Origin of the sequence: Paraburkholderia sp. BR10923 (assembly GCF_040948765.1) — a bacterium.
GTDB classification, from domain to species: Bacteria; Pseudomonadota; Gammaproteobacteria; order Burkholderiales; family Burkholderiaceae; genus Paraburkholderia; species Paraburkholderia youngii.
Genome location: NZ_JBFPKO010000029.1, coordinates 19,199 through 37,144 on the forward strand (window position 1 = coordinate 19,199; position 17,946 = coordinate 37,144).

14 protein-coding genes and 1 pseudogene are annotated in these 17,946 nt (G+C 58.9%); 4 read left to right on the forward strand and 11 right to left on the reverse strand.

What is annotated here, in order from left to right; genetic code table 11:
• Nucleotides 1–338 precede the first annotated feature (338 nt).
• On the reverse strand, nucleotides 339–1,112 hold the full coding sequence (locus AB3X94_RS34870; protein WP_176111772.1) for a helix-turn-helix transcriptional regulator: 774 nt from the start codon (nucleotides 1,110–1,112) through the stop codon (nucleotides 339–341).
• Between the two features lie 111 nt (nucleotides 1,113–1,223).
• Between AB3X94_RS34870 and AB3X94_RS34875 the strand changes: the two genes are divergently transcribed.
• On the forward strand, nucleotides 1,224–2,303 hold the full coding sequence (locus AB3X94_RS34875) for a zinc-binding dehydrogenase (RefSeq protein ID WP_368613896.1): 1,080 nt from the start codon (nucleotides 1,224–1,226) through the stop codon (nucleotides 2,301–2,303).
• 19 nt (nucleotides 2,304–2,322) lie between these two features.
• Here the strand turns inward: AB3X94_RS34875 and AB3X94_RS34880 are convergent, their stop codons facing one another.
• Nucleotides 2,323–3,027, reverse strand: coding sequence for a GntR family transcriptional regulator (locus tag AB3X94_RS34880; RefSeq protein ID WP_176111770.1), 705 nt, complete (start codon nucleotides 3,025–3,027; stop codon nucleotides 2,323–2,325).
• A gap of 203 nt (nucleotides 3,028–3,230) precedes the next feature.
• Here AB3X94_RS34880 and AB3X94_RS34885 point away from each other — a divergent pair, with 203 nt between their 5' ends.
• The 3 genes from AB3X94_RS34885 to AB3X94_RS34895 all read left to right on the forward strand — a co-directional run bounded on the left by AB3X94_RS34885 (nucleotide 3,231) and on the right by AB3X94_RS34895 (nucleotide 7,244).
• Nucleotides 3,231–4,505, forward strand: coding sequence for a glucarate dehydratase family protein (locus AB3X94_RS34885; RefSeq protein ID WP_026228580.1), 1,275 nt, complete (start codon nucleotides 3,231–3,233; stop codon nucleotides 4,503–4,505).
• 72 nt (nucleotides 4,506–4,577) lie between these two features.
• Nucleotides 4,578–5,903: an MFS transporter gene (locus tag AB3X94_RS34890; protein WP_368613897.1), complete on the forward strand. Its 1,326-nt coding sequence runs from the start codon at nucleotides 4,578–4,580 to the stop codon at nucleotides 5,901–5,903.
• A 51-nt stretch (nucleotides 5,904–5,954) separates the two neighbouring features.
• Nucleotides 5,955–7,244 (forward strand): MFS transporter, encoded by a 1,290-nt coding sequence (locus AB3X94_RS34895; protein WP_368613898.1) that lies wholly within the window; start codon nucleotides 5,955–5,957, stop codon nucleotides 7,242–7,244.
• A gap of 53 nt (nucleotides 7,245–7,297) precedes the next feature.
• On the opposite strand, the pseudogene AB3X94_RS34900 reads toward AB3X94_RS34895, so the two are convergent.
• The 9 genes and pseudogenes from AB3X94_RS34900 to tnpB all read right to left on the reverse strand — a co-directional run.
• Nucleotides 7,298–7,611 (reverse strand): annotated as a pseudogene (locus AB3X94_RS34900) (IS6 family transposase); the annotation flags it as partial.
• A gap of 73 nt (nucleotides 7,612–7,684) precedes the next feature.
• Nucleotides 7,685–8,665 carry a glycosyltransferase family 2 protein gene (locus AB3X94_RS34905; RefSeq protein ID WP_368613899.1) on the reverse strand — a complete coding sequence of 327 codons (981 nt, stop codon included), beginning with the start codon at nucleotides 8,663–8,665 and terminating at the stop codon, nucleotides 7,685–7,687.
• A gap of 462 nt (nucleotides 8,666–9,127) precedes the next feature.
• Nucleotides 9,128–9,973, reverse strand: coding sequence for a hypothetical protein (locus AB3X94_RS34910; RefSeq protein WP_368613900.1), 846 nt, complete (start codon nucleotides 9,971–9,973; stop codon nucleotides 9,128–9,130).
• A gap of 355 nt (nucleotides 9,974–10,328) precedes the next feature.
• Complete coding sequence (locus AB3X94_RS34915) at nucleotides 10,329–11,225, reverse strand: DUF707 domain-containing protein (protein ID WP_368613901.1); 897 nt, start codon at nucleotides 11,223–11,225, stop codon at nucleotides 10,329–10,331.
• 136 nt (nucleotides 11,226–11,361) lie between these two features.
• Complete coding sequence (locus AB3X94_RS34920) at nucleotides 11,362–12,456, reverse strand: hypothetical protein (protein ID WP_368613902.1); 1,095 nt, start codon at nucleotides 12,454–12,456, stop codon at nucleotides 11,362–11,364.
• A 289-nt stretch (nucleotides 12,457–12,745) separates the two neighbouring features.
• Nucleotides 12,746–13,834 carry a UDP-galactopyranose mutase gene (gene glf / locus AB3X94_RS34925; protein ID WP_368613903.1) on the reverse strand — a complete coding sequence of 363 codons (1,089 nt, stop codon included), beginning with the start codon at nucleotides 13,832–13,834 and terminating at the stop codon, nucleotides 12,746–12,748.
• Nucleotides 13,824–15,089, reverse strand: a complete 1,266-nt coding sequence (locus tag AB3X94_RS34930) for a flippase (RefSeq protein ID WP_368613904.1) — start codon at nucleotides 15,087–15,089, stop codon at nucleotides 13,824–13,826. Before AB3X94_RS34930 ends, glf begins: the two co-directional genes overlap by 11 nt.
• Nucleotides 15,090–16,156: 1,067 nt before the next feature.
• Nucleotides 16,157–17,323: a hypothetical protein gene (locus tag AB3X94_RS34935; protein WP_368613905.1), complete on the reverse strand. Its 1,167-nt coding sequence runs from the start codon at nucleotides 17,321–17,323 to the stop codon at nucleotides 16,157–16,159.
• Nucleotides 17,324–17,684: 361 nt separating this feature from the next.
• On the reverse strand, nucleotides 17,685–17,942 hold the full coding sequence (tnpB, locus tag AB3X94_RS34940; protein ID WP_368613927.1) for an IS66 family insertion sequence element accessory protein TnpB: 258 nt from the start codon (nucleotides 17,940–17,942) through the stop codon (nucleotides 17,685–17,687).
• Nucleotides 17,943–17,946: the final 4 nt, after the last annotated feature.

Consider the following 17,946-nt stretch of genomic DNA (forward strand, 5'->3'; position numbering starts at 1 on the left):
TTGCCGCTTGTCCTGCCGGCAATGCGAATTACTCTTCTGGTCCGCGGCTCTGCACTCCTGCTTCGTATGGCGGGCGCCCTGGCGTGTCTCCTGTCGAACGTCACGTCCGGCGCGACGTTGCTGAGCCTGTTCGGTTGCCCACGAGCTTCCAGCGCAAGCCATCGCGGACACAGCCATGACCGCGGCCGCGAACTGCCGGCTCGATGAAAACATGGCGACCTCCCTGACAGGTTGCATGTGAGTATTCCGGCTTTGTACAAGGGTGCCACGCGTGGGAGTCGCGTCAATCGGACCAAGGTCCTAGGGCCGTCGCGATGGCTTTGTCAGGCGGGCGAAGCTCAAACGGGTGTGTAGATCGAGAGTTTCAGCGACGGGTCGTCGTTCGCCTGAAACGTCGCGTATTGGTAACGTTGGATACCACGCTGAGGATGCGCGAGTACTTTCTCGCCGGACGCGCCGCCACGGACGTCATGCGCGATCCACCAGCTAGCGAACTCCGCACTCGACGAACGCAGGCGCTCCACTAGCTGGACGAACGATGGATCGGTGGCGAAGAGATCATGCGTTGCGCGAAAGAGCGCGATCATGCGGCGCGCTTCGTCTTCCCACGCGGGTCCGAATAGCCGTCGCGCTTCCGGGTCGATGAACATGAAAACGAGGATATTGCGGTCCGCCTCGGTCAGCCGATCGAATCCTAGTAGATCGGCGGCCGCCCGGTTCCACGCCAGGATGTCCCACCGCCTGCCGGTCACGTATGCCGGCAGGCCGAGGTCTGAAACGATGCGCGCGATTGCCGGCGGCACTTTCTCGGCAGCAAACGTCCGCTGATCGTTGCTGCGCGCGAGCGCCCGCAGATGCGCGGCTTCTGCTTTGCCAAGCCGCAGGGCGCGAGCAAGCGCGTCGAGGGTGGCATCGGAGGGGCTGACCGTTCGCCCCTGCTCCAGCCGCACATACCAGTCCACACCGATGCCGGCCAGTTCGGCAACTTCTTCCCGCCGCAGACCCGGCGTACGACGGCGCCGGCCGCTCCCGAGCCGCCCCGATGCCGGGCTCAGCTTCTCCCGGCGCGACCGCAGAAAATCGCCAAACTCACTCCGTCTCGATGCCGGCATGTTCATCCTCGCAAGGAGGTATCGATGAATCCTGGGATAGTACCAGGCCTTGTTGCCTATTCTAGGTTCGCCAGAATGACCTCGTCAGACCACCCTTGACGGAGAACGACGATGAAAGCTGCAATCCTGAATTCGCTTGAGCGACCGCTCGCGATTACGCAAATGCCGGATCCGGAAATCGGCACGGGCGAGGTGATCGTGGATGTCGCCGCTGCGCCGGTGCTGCCATACGCGAATGAAGTGTTCAATGGGCAGCGCCGCTATCCGATCGAGCTGCCGATCGTGCCCGGTTGCGGCGCGATCGGTCGTGTAAGAGCGAGCGGTCCCGATGCGACTCATCTGAAGGTGGGCGACTGGGTGTTCTGCGATCCGACCGTGCGCTCGCGCGACGACGCGTTGATGCCCGACATAGCGCTGCAGGGCTGGAGTTCGCGTGGAGACGGGGGCTTGCGACTGCAACGGTACTTTCACGACGGCCCGTTCGCCGAACAGGTGCGTGTGCCGACCGAGAACGCGGTTCGTATCGGCGACATCGATGCTGGCGAGGCGGCGCGCTGGTGTGCGCTCAACGTGATGCTCGTGCCTTATGGCGGGCTGCTTGCGGCCGCGCTGCGGGCTGGCGAAACGCTGCTCGTCAGCGGGGCTACCGGCAACTTCGGCAGCGCCTGCGTGGCTGTCGCCCTCGCGATGGGAGCGCGCTGCGTGGTCGCGCCGGGACGCAATGCGGAAGCACACGACGACCTGAAACAGCGCTTCGGCGCGCGTGTGCGCCCGGTCAGACTTTCAGGCGATGAACAGGCGGATCGCGAGCGGATGCAACAGGCGGCTCCTTGTCCGATCGATTGCGTCATCGATCTGCTGCCGCCCTCGGCGCCCGTCACAGCCGTGCGTGCCGCGATGAGGGCCGTGCGGCCGTACGGCCGCGTCATTTTGATGGGTGGCGTGGGCATGCTGGGCGATGCTGGGCTCGATCTGCCATATCCGTGGCTCATGCGCAACGACATCACCGTGCGCGGCAAATGGATGTACCCGACGGAAGCCGTGACGCTGATGACGGGCCTGATTCGCTCGGGGCTGCTCGATCTCCGCCATTTCGACGTCAAGACATTCCCGCTCGATCGCGCCAATGAAGCGGTGTCCCACGCGGCCACAAACAGCGGTCCATTCAGAATGACCGTGATCCAGCCGTAGCCAGCGATTCAGCGAACGCTCACTCGTCCGCCAAAAAATTCGGATGACTCGTGCGAATCTGATCGATCTGACTCAGCGTCCCCGACAGATGCTTGCGTAGCGCCGCCTGCGCGGCCTCGACATCGCCTTTGTCGATCGCATCGACGATCTCCGTATGATCGCGCACGACCGCCATCGTCTTGCCCTCCGCCGGCAGATTCAGGCGCCGCAGCCGGTCGATGTGCCCGCTCAGCCTGCGCACCAGATCCCACAGCTGCGGCACGCCCGCCGCCTCGTACATCTGCCGATGAAACGCCTGATCGAGCAGCGAGAACTCCTCGTAGTTCTTTAGATCGAGCAATTCCGTTTGCCGGGCGATCGTGACGCGCAGTTCCGCGATCAGCGTGGCGTTGCGCTGCTCCGCGAGCGTGCGCACCACTTCGAGTTCGATCGAGCGGCGCAGGAAATGCGCCTGCAGCGCGGAGGTCACTTTGATCTGACTAACGACCGTCGCGTGCTGCGGATAGATATCGACGAGTCCTTCCTCGCCGAGCTTCATCAGCGCGTCGCGCACCGGCGTCTGGCTGAGCCCGTAGCGGTTCGCGAGCTCGCTGCGCGACAGCACCGTGCCCGGCGTCAATTCGAGAGAAAGGATCATTTCGCGCAGTCGTTCGAAGACTTGCGGCGCGGCGTGGCGGGAGCGGTCGAGTCGGGTGACCGTCGACGAGTGAGCGTGGTTTTTCATGGCAGAAATTGAAGCTTGGAAGCAGGCGGACCGACGGGGCGGTCCGCTGAGGCACTAGTACTATAGCCGACGCTCGCCGCTTCCAGCGGGCTTGCAAGCGGAATTCGCCACGAAGTGGACATGGGAGTTTACCCCACTAACGCACTAATATATTAGTGCTTTACTATCCGGCCCATCAAACTCCACTTATGCCGATTGACATCATGACTCGCGACATCACCATCACCCAGGTGCGCATCACCCCGATCGCCTTCCGCGACGGCCCGCTGCTCAACGCCGCCGGAATCCACGAACCCTGGGCGCTGCGCGCCATCGTCGAACTGGAGACGAGCGACGGCCGCGTCGGCATCTCCGAGACCTATGGCGACGAACCGATGCTGCGTGTGCTCGAACAGGCGAAGTCGCTGGTGATCGGGCTGTCGCCGTTCGACCTCAATCGCATGGAAGAACGCGTGCGGGGCACGATCAAGGCGACCCCGGGCGCGGTCGAATTCGAACTCGCGCCCGGCTCGCACGCGGCGAAGAACGCGCCGAAAGTCATCAGCACGCTCGAAGTCGCGATGCTCGACCTGCAAGGGCAAATCGTCGGCGCGCCGATCGTCGATCTGCTTGGCGGCAAGGTGCGCGACGCCGTGCCATACAGCGCCTATCTGTTCTTCAAGTACGCCGAGCACATCGACAAGCCCTATGCGCCCGACGCCTGGGGCGAAGGCCTGAGCCCCGAGCAGATCGTCGCGCAGGCGCGTCGGATGATCGAGCTGTATGGTTTCCAGAGCATCAAGCTGAAGGGCGGCGTGTTCGAGCCGGCACACGAAATCGCGTGCATGCGCGCGCTGCATCAGGCGTTCCCCGGCGTGCCGCTGCGCCTCGACCCGAACGCGAACTGGACGCTCGAAACGAGCATCGCCGCCGCCCCTGAACTCGACGAACTGCTCGAGTACTACGAAGACCCGTGCCCGAGTCTCGAAGGCATGGCCGAACTGGCGAAGCACACGCGCCTGCCGCTCGCGACCAACATGGTCATCACGACGATGGAAGATTTCCGCCGCGGCGCCGAGATGGGTTCGGTCAAGGTCCTGCTGTCGGATCACCATTACTGGGGCGGCCTGCGCGCGACCCAGACGCTCGCGCGCATGTGCAAGCTGTGGGATCTCGGCATGTCGATGCACTCGAACTCGCACCTCGGCATCAGCCTGATGGCGATGACGCACGTCGCGGCCAGCATCCCCAACCTGACCTATGCGTGCGACACGCACTACCCGTGGCAGGAGGAAGAAGTCATCAAGGGCGGCCGTGTCACGTTCGACAACGGCTCGGTGCGTGTGCCCACCACGCCGGGCCTCGGCGTCGAGCTCGACCGCGAGCGGCTCGCCGAACTGCATGCGCAGTATCTGTCGTGCGGCGTGCGCAATCGCGATGACCTCTCGCAGATGCGCAAGTACGAACCGGGCTTCACCGGCAAGAATCCGCGCTTTTAATTCTCGCTTCCAAATCCGCGCCTACGAGGCCCGCGACGCGCAATGCGCGTCGCCATCGAAGGAGACAACCCCATGAGTACGATTGCCGACACGGCGCGGCCCGAGCGCGCCGGCGTGCTGGCGAGCGCGGTGCACAAGATCAAGTGGCGCGTGCTGCCGCTGTTCGTCGTGATGTTCATCGTCAACTACATCGACCGCGTGAACATCGGCTTCGTGCGCCAGCATCTGAGCGCCGATCTGGGCATCGGCGCGGCGGCCTACGGGCTCGGCGCGGGGCTCTTCTTCATCAGCTACGCGATCTTCGAAGTGCCGTCGAACATCATGCTGCAGCGCTACGGCGCGAAGCTGTGGCTCGCGCGCATCATGCTCACGTGGGGGCTGGCCGCGGCCGGCATGGCATTCGTGCGCGGCGAGACGTCGTTCTACGCGATGCGGCTGCTGCTCGGCGCGGCCGAAGCGGGCTTCTTTCCCGGCGTCATCTACTACTTCACGCAATGGCTGCCGAGCAACGAGCGCGGCAAGGCGATGGCGATCTTCCTGAGCGGCTCGGCGCTCGCGTCGGTGCTGTCCGGGCCGATCTCCGGCGGGCTGATGCTGATCGAAGGCGCGGGGCTGCGTGGCTGGCAGTGGATGTTCATCATCGAAGGCATGTTCTCGGTCGTGCTCGCGGGCTTCATCCTGCTGTGGCTCGACTCGAAGCCGCGCGACGCCGCCTGGCTCACCCGCGCCGAGCAGGACGCGGTGCTGGATGCGATCGACGAAGAGCAACGCCAGCGCGCCGCCGCGCACCCGGTCAGGCCGTCGCTCGGAACCCTGCTGCGCGATCCGCAGATCCTGATCTTTTGCCTGATCTACTTCGCGGTATCGCTGACCATCTACGGCGCGACTTTCTGGCTGCCCAGCATCATCCACAAGATGGGCCATTTCAACGACTTCCAGGTCGGCCTGTTCAACTCGATTCCGTGGCTGATCTCGATCGCGGCGATGTATCTGTTCGCGATGCTCGCGGCGCGCTTCAAGTTCCAGCAGGCGTGGGTCGCGTGTGTGCTGCTGATCGCCGCGCTCGGCATGTATGCGGCCGGCCAGGGCGGCCCGGTGTTCTCGTTCGTCGCGATCTGCTTTGCTGCGATCGGCTTCAAGGCGGCCTCGTCGCTGTTCTGGGTGATCCCGCAGGGCTATCTCGACGCGCGGATTTCCGCCGCGGTGCTGGCGCTGATCAACTCGATCGGCAATCTCGGCGGCTTCGTGGCGCCGGCGACCTTCGGCTTCCTCGAACAGAAGACCGGCTCGATCGAGGGCGGCCTCACTGGACTCGCGGTGATGTCGGTGATTGCCGCCGGGGTCGTGTTCTTCTCGCGTATGAGCCCGCGCGAAGGATTGCCGGCCTCAGCGCATTGACCGTATCGAACAACCATATAGACACATTTTCAGAAACCTTCAGGAGACTCGATGAAAACACTAGAAGCTACGACGGCTGCCGCACGGACGGCCGTCGGACGATACCGATGGACCATCTGCGCGATGATCTTCGCGGCGACGACGATCAACTACATGGATCGTCAGATGCTCGGGCTGCTCGCGCCGCTGCTGCAAAAGGATATCGGTTGGAACCAGGTGCAGTACGCACAGACCGTGATGGTGTTTACGGTCGCCTATGCGGTGGGTCTCGCGATCTTCGGCCGCATCGCCGATCGCGTCAGCACGAAGAAGGTCTACGGCAGCGCGATGGCGCTGTGGAGTCTGGCGGCGATGCTGCACGCGGTGGCATCGACCGTGCCGGGTTTCGCGGTCGTACGCGGTCTGCTCGGCTTCGGCGAAGCGGCCAATTTCCCGGTCGCGATCCGCACTACCGCCACGTGGTTTCCGAAGAAGGAACGCGCGCTCGCGACGGGCTTCTGGAACATGGGCGCGACGATCGGCGGCATCGTGGCGCCGGCCTTCGTGCCGATCGCCGCGGTGATGTGGGGCTGGCGCGCGACGTTCATCGCGGGCGGCGCGACCGGGTTCGTCTGGCTGGCGGTGTGGTGGCTGGTTTATCGGCAACCTTCGGAGCATCCGTCGGTGTCGAAGGAAGAACTCGCCTACATCAATGCGGATCGCGAAGAAGTCGTCGAGCAGAAAGTCAGCTGGTTGTCGGTGCTTAAGTACCGCGAAACGTGGGCGTTCGTCTTCGGCAAGCTGCTGACCGATCCGGTGTGGTGGTTCTATCTGTTCTGGCTGCCCAAGTGGCTCAATGAGTCGCGCCATATCGATATCGCCCACATGGGCCTGCCGCTGATCGCAATCTATACGATGTCGTCGATCGGCAGCGTGGCGGGTGGCTGGCTGTCGTCGCGTTTGATGGCGCGCACCAACCGGCCGAATTTCGCGCGCAAGCTCACGATGCTTATCTGTGCATTGTGCGTGGTGCCGATCGCAACGTTGTCGGCATTCCAGAGCCTGTGGTGGGCGGTGCTCGCCGTTGGTCTCGCGGCAGCGGCGCACCAGGGCTGGTCGGCGAATCTCGTCACGACGGTCGGCGACGTGTTTCCGAAGCCGGTGGTCGGCACGGTGGTCGGTATCGGCGGCGTGGCGGGGATGGTCGGATCGTTCTTCTTCTCCGGCGTGATCGGCGAGACCTTGCAGCGCACTGGGAATTATTGGGCGCTGTTTACGGTCGGCGCATCGGCGTATCTGGTTGCGCTTGGCATCATTCATCTGTTGATGCCGCGGATGACGGCGGTGAAGTTGCGCGATTGATGTAACGTTTATCGGTGACACAACCGGAGGGCGGGGGACGCATGATTGGTGTCGTCGAGCTCGGCGCCGTGCTCGTCAACCGCCCGTCATGCAGATACGGTTCTCCACGAAGCGTGACGAACATTTCGTCGAGATGCCATGTACTACCCGGCTTATGTCGCGCCGCTTTGACCCGATGAGCAAAGCCCTTACCAAACTTGTCAAACCAGCATCGGATGGTCTCGTATGTCACGATCACGCCGCGCTCGAACAGCAGCTCTTCGATGTCGCGCAGGCTCAACTCGAAGCGGAAATACCATCGAACCGCGCAGCTGATGACCCCGGCCGGAAAACGCTGACCGTGATAGAGCGATTTCGATTTTTTCATCACGCCATCTTACCGGCCTCGCAACCTGACAAAGCCCCAATATTTAGTCGGCGATGCGTAAGCGGCAAGCGTGTCAGCGGCGGTTGAAGCGTCTTACGACGCAATAAAAGATCCACGGGTGGATCTTGAGCATGGTCATAGTGATGGAAAGCTTCAGATGCCGATCGGCAAACAGGCCAAGCAGGTGCTTCACGCGCAGCTTCTCCGATACGCTTTGCAGAATAGGGCTCGCGAGGCGGTAGGTCGGCGCGGTGATCGCGGTCTGAAACGCGATCGCGCGGAATGCCCAGCTGTATTTGAGCCGGAAGAAGAGGCGCTTATAGTCGGTAATCGGGAGGGACGCGGTATTTTTTTCCACGCGGTCCATGATGGCAAAAAGGTCGACGACCTGCGGGTTGAAGCGTCTCGAAATTCCTGATTCACGGATCATGTATGAATAGAGGTTGTCCGGAATGAGGCGCACCACTTTCGAGTTGGCGAGCGTTTGCACCGACACGCAAACGTCTTCGAAGATGAGACCGCACGGATGATCGGCTGCGACGAAGATGGAGCGGCGCACAAGCTTGTTCCAGCAAAAGGCTTGCAGCTTGAGTTCTAGAATTTTCTGGACGGCTTCCACGCCAGTGATAATGCCGTCGCCGGAATCGATCCGAGCGTTGACGGCGCCATCGGAACTAATGCGCTCGGCGGCGAAAATGACGACATCGGCATTGTGCTGGTCGGCTTCGCGCAGCACGGTGCAAATGAGATCGCGATGGACGTGGTCGTCGCTGTCAACGCAGAGCACATAGTCGCCCCGCGCTTCCGATGCTGCGATTTTTCGCGTTTCAGCGAGCCCTTTGTTGTCGATGTTTCTGATTAACTTCCACGAAATGCGATCCTGTTGCGCGAGAACCCGGGCGGCGATTTCACCGGAGCGATCGGGGCTGCAATCGTCGACGGCGATGATTTCGAAATCGGTGCAGGATTGTGACAGCAGTGAGTCGAGACAGTCCTCGATATAGTCCTCGACCTTGTAGATAGGCAGCAGAACGCTGATTCTCGGCTCTGACATAGACAATGCTCCTGGAGGTAAACGAGGCGTGAACTACCCGTTCTATATCGAAAAATCTTGCTTCGCGAAGAAGACAACTAATCACGAATCATGTGGGGAGCAAATCGGGCCGACCTGATGTGCCGGCAGTCTGGGCCTACCAAGATCGCCAGCAACTGAAATAAGCAGACAATTAATGGGTAAAACGGGACGATGCCGTCGCGGCGCAATCACAAGACAAAGTCGACCAGCATGCGGCCGGGAACGAAGTACTCTCAAGACTAGATGTAAATACATCGCTGCACCAATATATTGTAGGAATCGGCACAAATTGGTGAGGTATTGGCGTATTCCACCACTGCGGCAGTGGACGAGGCAAGTATGTCAAATAGGAATTTTTTAATGAAATCGTTTTTGCGATGAGTAGACGAATATGCCAACAGATATCAATTAAATCGGGTGTGTGAGCGACGTGTCGTCAAATTAGCTGGATAACCCGCGCCCCAATGCTATTCGCATGAGTTTGCGAACGCCTTCATCGCGGCCGACTCTCTCTTCGGCGTTACTGATCAACCTCTGCATCACATCCGCGGGATAGATCTCGTCGAAAAGCTGATCGGATCCAGTACTGGCAAACACGTGATGCAGGAATGACCCCTCTGGTGGACAGACCCGTTTGAACACGCCAAGTTTAACCACACGATTATTCCAAAATTTAAGCGTATATGCATTGGTGCAAAGCGCAGCGCACTCTTCGAAATGGTGGGGCAAAAAGACCTTATAATAGGAATCGGCATGCACCGGGTAAAACACTTTTTCAGGCAAGCCGGCCTTTGCACCATAGACTTCCGTCAAAATATGGGAGCCAGTAGCACGCCATTTTATATCCGTGTTTTCCATCGCTTCTACCCGCTGAATTACATCATGCAGCCGTGGATTCCGCGGGTCGAGGCGCAGGAGTGCGGTGCAAAGCAGATCCGGCTTTCCCCGGCCGACCAAGTCGCCCGCAATGTTCAGGTCAAATCGTCTCAGGAGAAGAATATCTGTGTCCGCCCAGATTTCATCGGTTTTGGTAAACATTATTAACCGGAAATAATCTGTGAAATGCGCCATTGAAGGAACGTCATTAACGGGAAAAGCGCTCAGCGAGTCAGCAGAAAGGATCGACCGGGCGTCCTTTTCGATCACGCCTTTTGGCAAGTTGCTAATGGGTTTGTAACTATATACAGCGATTTCGCTGCCATAAGCAGTGAACGTGTTCAAACAAGCGATTTCATAAGGAGATAATTCCGGCCAATTCCAGAACGTTGCAAATTTCGCATCGCTCATAATTTACCTCCCTCGATTTGCTTCGTTGAGAGCATCGCTGCGTTGCTGCATACCATTGGAGGCTCGGCATAGCGTGCCGTACGCGAGGAGGTGATTGCACCGGACTACGCGATACAAGATTTTATACAGAACTAAATGCGATCTGTAGAGCATGTCCGTTTTCGCCCGACTAATGTCGCCAATGGTTGAGCGTGATTAATGAATCATTTAATCGAAAATCTCCGCCATCGCCAAGTCGATCCTGACATTCATCACAACTGCCGACGGCTTGGTCAGGTTGCGAGACCGGTGGGATAATGGCGTGATGAACGCGGCAGCGATACGGTATTCGCGTCACTCACACGCATTATCATTCTCAACGGCTCGAGCGCCTTTCCGGAGCCTGCTGTATTGGCCACGTTGTGGGCTTGATATGATGAAGCCACGGGAGATACTCTTTCAGCAGCCTCATAAAACTGACGATATCTTTCCGTCGCACCGGATTGCTGCCCTTTACCGCATGAATGAACAACATTGGATTGCCCAGTCGACCGCTCGCATATGATTTGCCTGCATCGCTTGTTTTGCCACGAATGACCTTTATCGGAGTGCCCAGCATCCCGTATTGCGCGAGCGTCTGATTCAATTCAAACGTTGGGCTCGTAGTTGAATCGTCTCCCATGCCGCTCCCAGCCGAACCGACCGGGCGTGTATGGAACACGGGAAAACGATCAATAATGCCAACCTTTCCAAAAGAAGCGACCCACTTGGGCCACAAGAAATCGAGGCCCCAGCCTGATTTGTTCATCCCAAAGCTGTGTTTTATCGCATGCAAAGCATTCGAAGATAAACATGGCATCATCAACTCCACGAAATTTGTTTCGCGAAATTCAAACTCATTGTTTCGCAACGTCGTTTGGTGACCGAAATAGCTTCTCTCGTCGAGAGACGGTTGCGCGAGTGCGAAATTCTCTCGTTCTACATATTCGAAGAAATCGTTCACGGTTTGGACGTCCGTCAGGATGTCGTCGTCCGGGAGCCAGATGTAACGATACTGCAGAATCAATTGGGAATTTTGCAACATGAAGTCGTTGAGACCTTCCCATTTTGATCCTTTGAATCGATGTATGGCTTTGGCAAAGATGTCCGCATAATCTTCGTTCTTCCCGTAGTAACTCAGCATCAAATCAAAGTTTGGGGCCTGCCCGCCGCTGAACCATTGCGGATGCAAGGAACTGTCTCCACACCTCAGAACGACCAGGTATTTGTTCATCTTTCAATTTCCCTATGCGTAGAAGCAGATTGCGCGGCACGTAAAAGACAGTCACTGGCGAAGAATTGCATTTGACAGACACCAACCGCGCGAAATCATGAAACGACACACTCCGCTCGGCGACGCGCGCCCTTGCTCATTTCCACAGCGTGCGCACTCGCCGATAGATCGCGCGACTGACACGCTTCGACGCTTCAAGCGTCCCCTTGGTGGCCTGCGGCGGGTGATCTTCGAGCCACCGCAACCGTGCTTCGATATCGCGTTCGCGGTCCGTGTAGAGTGAAATCGGAAAGGGATGGCCGAGCCTCGCGTCGTAAAGCGCGCGAGCGGCATCGACGATGTCGCGGTTCTCCTCGCGCTGGGTGAAGTACGCCATGTGCACGAATGGCACGCTGCGCGCACAGACGATTCTCAGCCGGTGCCGCGCACAGTAGACATGCATCATGTGCTCGTCGTCCTGCCCACCGTCGTCGATCATGTCCCATAACTGCTTGCGAAAAAGAATGCAGCCGATCGAATAGCGCGATTCTGAGGGCACTTCGCAAGGTTCGAGCGCCCGAGTGGCGGCGATGAAAGCATCAGGCTGCAGCGTCGTCCGTTCATGTAGCCAGCGCGCGATATGCGGATAGCCCCATATCGTGCCATTGGTGCCTTTCTCGATCTGGTCAGCAGGGATGATTCGCATCGGACAGCGACCGTCCCCGGCGGCACCGACGAAATGCGGACGCGCCTGGTTCGTGAAGTACTCGCGTTCCAGACTCATCGCACGCATCACTTCAGGGAAGCCCCAGTTGTTGTTGTTGATGAGCGGGGTGACATAGGCAAGCCCGTTCCCGCTTTCCTTTTCCACCGCGTCGTACGTGGCGAGCATCTTGTCGAGCCACCCGCCGGCGATCGGGAACGCGTCGTCGTCCACCTTGCAGATCAGGTCGATTTCGGCGAACGCCGGCTGCGAGAGTAGTTTCTTGATCGTGCGATAGGGGGGGCCAGGTGGAATATCGTCGACGACACGAACGACGCCCGGAAAAAGCCTTGCGTAGCGCCGCGCGACGGCAAGCGTGCGTTCCGCGTCATAGCCGCCCCTGCAGTTCTGAAGCAGGATGAACTCTACGCCTGTCGGCCGGTACGCCATGTGACTGGCGAGGGTCAGTTCAAGCGCTGCGTAGTCGCGACAGAGCAGGACCAGAATGGCGACTCGCCTCAATCCCGCGTTTGAGCCGGATGCAGTCATGCTACTCCTTCGTAGGACGAGTACATTGCGCAATGAAACACTTGACCACGTACTTTTTCATCTCTCAATTTCTCTATGCGTAGAAAGCATGTTGCGGGACACGGAAGAAAGAGTTAGCGGCGAAGAATTGCATTTGATCGACGCCGACCGCGCGAAACCTGGAACCGTTACTACGGCGAGCCCGATGCGCACGCGAACGAAGAGACGTTCAAGTACACGCTCCAAATCTTTCAGGCAATCCAGGCAAGCTCTCGGTTGCCACCAGTCAGAGCTTTCTTACCACTGCTCCTTAGACGAGTCCTTCTACTGCTTTGAGCGCCGCACCAACGACCTGGTCCATGTTGTAATAGCGATACTGCGCCAGCCTGCCCACAAAAGTCACATCGGTAACTGTCTCCGCGAGCGCGCTGTAGCGCATGAACAATGCCTCGTTTTCCTTGCGCGGAATCGGGTAGTACGGCTCGCCTTCGGCTCTCGGATACTCCTTTACAATCGAAGTCCCCCGATGCTGTTGCCCGGTGAGGTGCTTGAACTCCGTAATCCTCGTATATTCGTGATCGTTCGGATAGTTGATGGTACCCGTCGTCTGAAAACGCTCCACGTCGCTCAGATGCTGGTGTTGAAAGTGGAGGCTGCGGTACGGAAGCTTGCCGAACCGATACCCGAAATACGCGTCGATCGGACCAGTGTACACAACGTGTCCACATTCGATATTCGCTTTCACCACGTCATAGTCGGTCGACAGACGCACGTCGATATTTGGACTGTCAAGCATCTTTTCGAACATCGCGGTGTAGCCGTGCGCCGGCATAAATTGAAAAGTATCGGTGAAGTACCGGTCGTCGTCGTTCGAACGCGTTGGTATTCGCGCAGCGACACCCGCAGACAATTCAGACAGATCGAGTCCCCATTGCTTGCGCGTGTAGCCACGGAAAAACTTGTCGCACAGATCCGGGCCAACGCTGCTCAGCACCACGTCCTCGCTGGTCGTATTGACCTCTCGCGCTTCACGTACCGACTCAAGGAACGCTATCGTGTCCTGCTCGCTCAGATCGAGTCCATATAGCTTGTTGATCGTCGTGCGATTGATCGGTATCGGATACAGATCCCCGTCTACATAAGCCTTTACGCGATGCTCGTAGAAGCGCCAATCGGTAAAACCCGACAGGTATTCGAATATCCGCTTACTGTTCGTATGAAAGATGTGCGGACCATACGGATGGATCAGCACACCGTTCTCATCTTCACGGTCATATGCATTGCCGCCAATATGATTGCGCTTGTCTACGACTAGCACACGCTTGCCGCTTGCCGCCAGACGTTCGGCACAGACGGCGCCTGCAAAGCCGGCGCCTACGATAAGGAAGTCATAATTCATCTCTGCGCATCCTCGTATAAAAAGCCGGAATCTTGCATTTGATCAGGTGGAGAGCCATCAAGGTCGTAACCAGAAATTCGGTGGCAAGCACTGACATTGCCGCGCCCTGAGCGCCGTAAGCCGATGCAAGCGGCACGAGCAGGGCAAGGTTGATCAAGCCGCAGACGACCAGTATCTCGCTGACTCTCTTCTTCATGCCGAGCGGCAGCATCACCTGAACGCCGAGTACATTGTTCAGACAGATGAGCAACGGCAGGAGGGACATCCACTTAAGGACGATGACCGCTGGTTCGTACCCAGGTCCCACGGCGATGCGAATGATCAAATCGGCGCCGGCCCAGAGCGCGACCGAAGCCAGCAACATGGTCGAGCCCCCCAAGTAGAGCATCTTGCGCACCAGCCCGAACGCCTTTTCGGAGTCTTCGGAAAAGAGCGCCGTCACGCGCGGGTAAATTGCGTTGGCGAACGGTACGAGCGGCGCCTGGGCGACGTTCCGAATCTTGTCGGCTACGCCAAAGTAGCCAACAGCGACGTCTCCCGCAATAAATCCAAGCAACACGCTATTAGTGGTTGTGTACAGACTGATCGCTGCCGTGGAAATGAACATGTGCCAGCCTTCACGAAGCGCTTCGATGACGTCCGCCATGCTCGGCATCAAGGGGATGATCAGTCGGTTTTTTGCGATCAGGATCGATGCGACGACTCCGGCAGCAATCACGCTCATCGAACTGATGAGCGACGCGATCCACGTGTCGGCCGGCGAGTGCACCAGGAAGAACGTTAGCGGAAGCAGTAGCATCCGCGCGCTCAACGTGGAGACCGTAGTAAACGTCATCTGCTCCAGGCCCTGGAAAAGCCACTGTGGAAACAGGACCGTTCCGATAACGACCGGATAGGTAGCCAGCAGAACCGGCAGCAGTTCGCGCAATCTTGCTACGAAGAAAGCCGCTACAAGCAGGATGGCGAAGCAGACCAAAGCGATAAGCGCCTTTGCGCCTTGCGTCGCCCAAAAGATCTTCGATACCGCGTGCCGATCTTTTTGGACCCGTGCGACGTGAGCAGTCGCTGACCAGTTAAAACCGTAGTCCGTCAGCAGCACGAGATAACCAACCAAGGCTTGCGCGAAGACGTACGCGCCAAAGTGTTCCGGGCGCAGAACACGCAACAGGTAGGGAAATGTTGCAAGCGGCAGCAGCATGTTGGCTGCTTGCAGAACTGACAGCGCAACGATGTTGTGTCGGAGTGGACTCGTCATGAGTTAGCCGTTGTCAATACATCGATGAAGGATCGCTTGGAGACATATCTTTATATCCCCTGGGCGGAGTGCGAGTAAGGTCTCCGCGGAAGCGAATACCTGATCAGGCCAACGCCGGTTGGGCCTTGCTGCCGGCTCCCCGACCCTTCGTCCGAGGAAGCTACCGCTACCGGCAATAAGCCGCACGACTCGTTTACGGTGCGCCACGAATTTCATCCGAGTCGTACAACAGTGACGCATCCGCGCCGGACCAGTGCTGACTTTGGCGGACCTCGACATCACTGTCATTAACAAGCACCTAAAATAGATTTCAAATTCCTGGCGAGCTCCGGTATCAAGCAACCAGTTCGCCAGCCTGCTCTTGGGACCGCGCGGCTCGTCAGTAAACGCCACCTTTGTCGATGTTTCTGACGAGCTTCCAGGGAAGGCGATTCTGTTGCGCGAGAACCTCCGGCGGCGATTTCACCGGAGCGATCTGGGCTGCTGTCGTCGCCCTTGTTTCGCGAAAAACGTTGTTGGAGCAAACCGGGCCGACCTGAAATGCCGGTCGTCTGGGCCCACCAGAATCGCCAGGAACTGAAATAAGCAGACAATTGATCAGGTTAAACGGGTTTGTGCCGTTGCGGCGCAATCACGGGAAAGGTCGACCAGGTGCGGCCAGGAAACGAAGTACTTGAGGAATTTGTACATGCTTCGCTGCACCAATGTCAGGAACCGGCACAAATTGGAGAGGTATTGGCGCGTTCTCCACTTCGATAGTGGATCAGGCAAGTATGTCAATAGATATCTACAAACCGGCGTGAGAGCGTCGCCATGGGATGGTTGGGGAGTACCTTTACGCGTCCGCCTCGCTGCCGGTGACAAAGTAGTCTCCGCCACTCGTTTGGCGGGGCCTACCGTGGCCACTTCGGCGCCATCGGTCTAGACGGTATGAGAGTCACCGCCATGAACAAGCGCTGCGCGCACTCGATTCGATAGATAGCAACGCATGCTCTGCGTTATGTGCCAGATGACGCATTTCGCAGGGTCAGCGGCAATGGAGGCTTCTCATGAAGCAATGGACGACGTCATGGTGACGTAGACCTCCGGCCGCTCGTCGCATCGCGCTTGCCAGTCACGACATACCACGCTCGGCGACCGTTTTTCAATAGCGTGCGCATTCGCCGATAGATCGCGCGACTGACACGCTTCGACGCTTCAAGCGTCCCCTTGGTGGCCTGCGGCGGGTGGTCTTCGAGCCACCGCAACCGCGCTTCGATATCGCGTTCACGGTCCGCGTAGAGTGAAATCGGGAACGGATGGCCAAGCCTCCCGTCGTAAAGCGCGCGAGCGGCATCGACGATGTCGCGGTTCTCCTCGCGCTGGGTGAAGTACGCCATGTGCACGAATGGCACGCTGCGCGCACAGACGATTCTCAGCCGGTGCCGCGCACAGTAGACATGCATCATGTGCTCGTCGTCCTGCCCACCGTCGTCGATCATGTCCCATAACCGCTTGCGAAAAAGAATGCAGCCGATCGAATAGCGCGATTCTGAGGGCACTTCGCAAGGTTCGAGGTCCCGAGTCGCAGCGATGAAAGCATCAGGCTGAAGCGTGGTCCGTTGATGTAGCCAGCGCGCGATGTGCGGATAGCCCCATATCGTGCCATTGGTGCCGATCTCGATCTGCTCCGCAGGGATGATTCGCAGCGGATAGCGCTTGTCCCCGTCGGCCCCGACGAAATGCGGATGCGCCTGGCTCGTGAAGTATTCGCGCTCCAGGTTCATCACGCGCATCACCTCAGGGAAGCCCCAGTTGTTGTTGTTGATGAGGGGAGTGACGTAGGCAAGCCCGTTCCCGCTTTCCTTTTCCGCCGCGTCGTACGTGGCCAGCATGTTGTCGAGCCACCCGCCGGCGATCGGAAACGCGTCGTCGTCCACCTTGCAGATCAGGTCGATTTCGGCGAATGCCGGCTGCGAGAGTAGTTTTTTGATCGTGCGATAAGGTGGGCCAGGCGGAATGTCGTCGACGACCCGAACGATGCCCGGAAAAAGTCTTGCATAGCGCCGCGCGACGGCAAGCGTGCGTTCCGCGTCATAGCCGCCCCTGCAGTTCTGAAGCAGGATGAACTCGACGCCTGGTGGCCGGTACGCCATGTGACTGGCGAGGGTTAGTTCGAGCGCTGCGTAGTCGCGACAGAGCAGGACCAGAATGGCGACTCGCCTCGATGCCGCGTTAGAACGGGATGCAGTCATGCTACTCCTTCGTAGGTGCCGACGAGCACATTGTCTAAGGAAAATACATGCGAGTATCGGGACACACTGAATTTGGCGTCGTCTACATCACGAATTTACGAACACCAACAGTGCCGATGCTAATAACCGCGCCTCAGGTCGCAGCACCGATCGCGGCTACTTAAGAGACAAGACGGGGACACGCCGGTTCATCATAGTACAAGCAATGATGAAGTGAAGTCGCATTCCATAGCGCGTCGCCCCACCTCTCGACGGCGAACGGTTACTTCAAGTATTGAGGCAAACAACTGCCGACCGGAAATTGCGCGACAGTGATGGCGGTGGGCGGCATGGCTATCATGACGCCCAACTCGCGCTACGTTTAGAAGCTCGGGGAGCCTTGTATTTGCGCGGGCGAGAGCAACGTCAGCTCGCGCGCGTCACCGCGACGGCGATGCGGCGCGCGCGCCGGGATCTCGATGCCCTCCAGCCAGGCGTTGAGTTCGGCAAGCGTGAAGCCGCGTTGCGCGAGCGCCAGTGGTGACGGAAAGCGGCGCCGTTCAAGGCGCGTGTACCAGAGCGCGAAGCCGGTGCGATCCCACTCACCTGAGCGCGGAGGAACGCCTCGACGACATCGAATTGCG

Bases quoted from the DNA above. Each gene is read 5' to 3' on its own strand.
- AB3X94_RS34870 (WP_176111772.1), bottom strand. From the start codon at position 1,112: ATGCCGGCATCGAGACGGAGTGAGTTTGGCGATTTTCTGCGGTCGCGC.
- AB3X94_RS34875 (WP_368613896.1), top strand. From the start codon at position 1,224: ATGAAAGCTGCAATCCTGAATTCGCTTGAGCGACCGCTCGCGATTACG.
- AB3X94_RS34880 (WP_176111770.1), bottom strand. From the start codon at position 3,027: ATGAAAAACCACGCTCACTCGTCGACGGTCACCCGACTCGACCGCTCC.
- AB3X94_RS34885 (WP_026228580.1), top strand. From the start codon at position 3,231: ATGACTCGCGACATCACCATCACCCAGGTGCGCATCACCCCGATCGCC.
- AB3X94_RS34890 (WP_368613897.1), top strand. From the start codon at position 4,578: ATGAGTACGATTGCCGACACGGCGCGGCCCGAGCGCGCCGGCGTGCTG.
- AB3X94_RS34895 (WP_368613898.1), top strand. From the start codon at position 5,955: ATGAAAACACTAGAAGCTACGACGGCTGCCGCACGGACGGCCGTCGGA.
- AB3X94_RS34905 (WP_368613899.1), bottom strand. From the start codon at position 8,665: ATGTCAGAGCCGAGAATCAGCGTTCTGCTGCCTATCTACAAGGTCGAG.
- AB3X94_RS34910 (WP_368613900.1), bottom strand. From the start codon at position 9,973: ATGAGCGATGCGAAATTTGCAACGTTCTGGAATTGGCCGGAATTATCT.
- AB3X94_RS34915 (WP_368613901.1), bottom strand. From the start codon at position 11,225: ATGAACAAATACCTGGTCGTTCTGAGGTGTGGAGACAGTTCCTTGCAT.
- AB3X94_RS34920 (WP_368613902.1), bottom strand. From the start codon at position 12,456: ATGACTGCATCCGGCTCAAACGCGGGATTGAGGCGAGTCGCCATTCTG.
- glf (WP_368613903.1), bottom strand. From the start codon at position 13,834: ATGAATTATGACTTCCTTATCGTAGGCGCCGGCTTTGCAGGCGCCGTC.
- AB3X94_RS34930 (WP_368613904.1), bottom strand. From the start codon at position 15,089: ATGACGAGTCCACTCCGACACAACATCGTTGCGCTGTCAGTTCTGCAA.
- AB3X94_RS34935 (WP_368613905.1), bottom strand. From the start codon at position 17,323: ATGACTGCATCCCGTTCTAACGCGGCATCGAGGCGAGTCGCCATTCTG.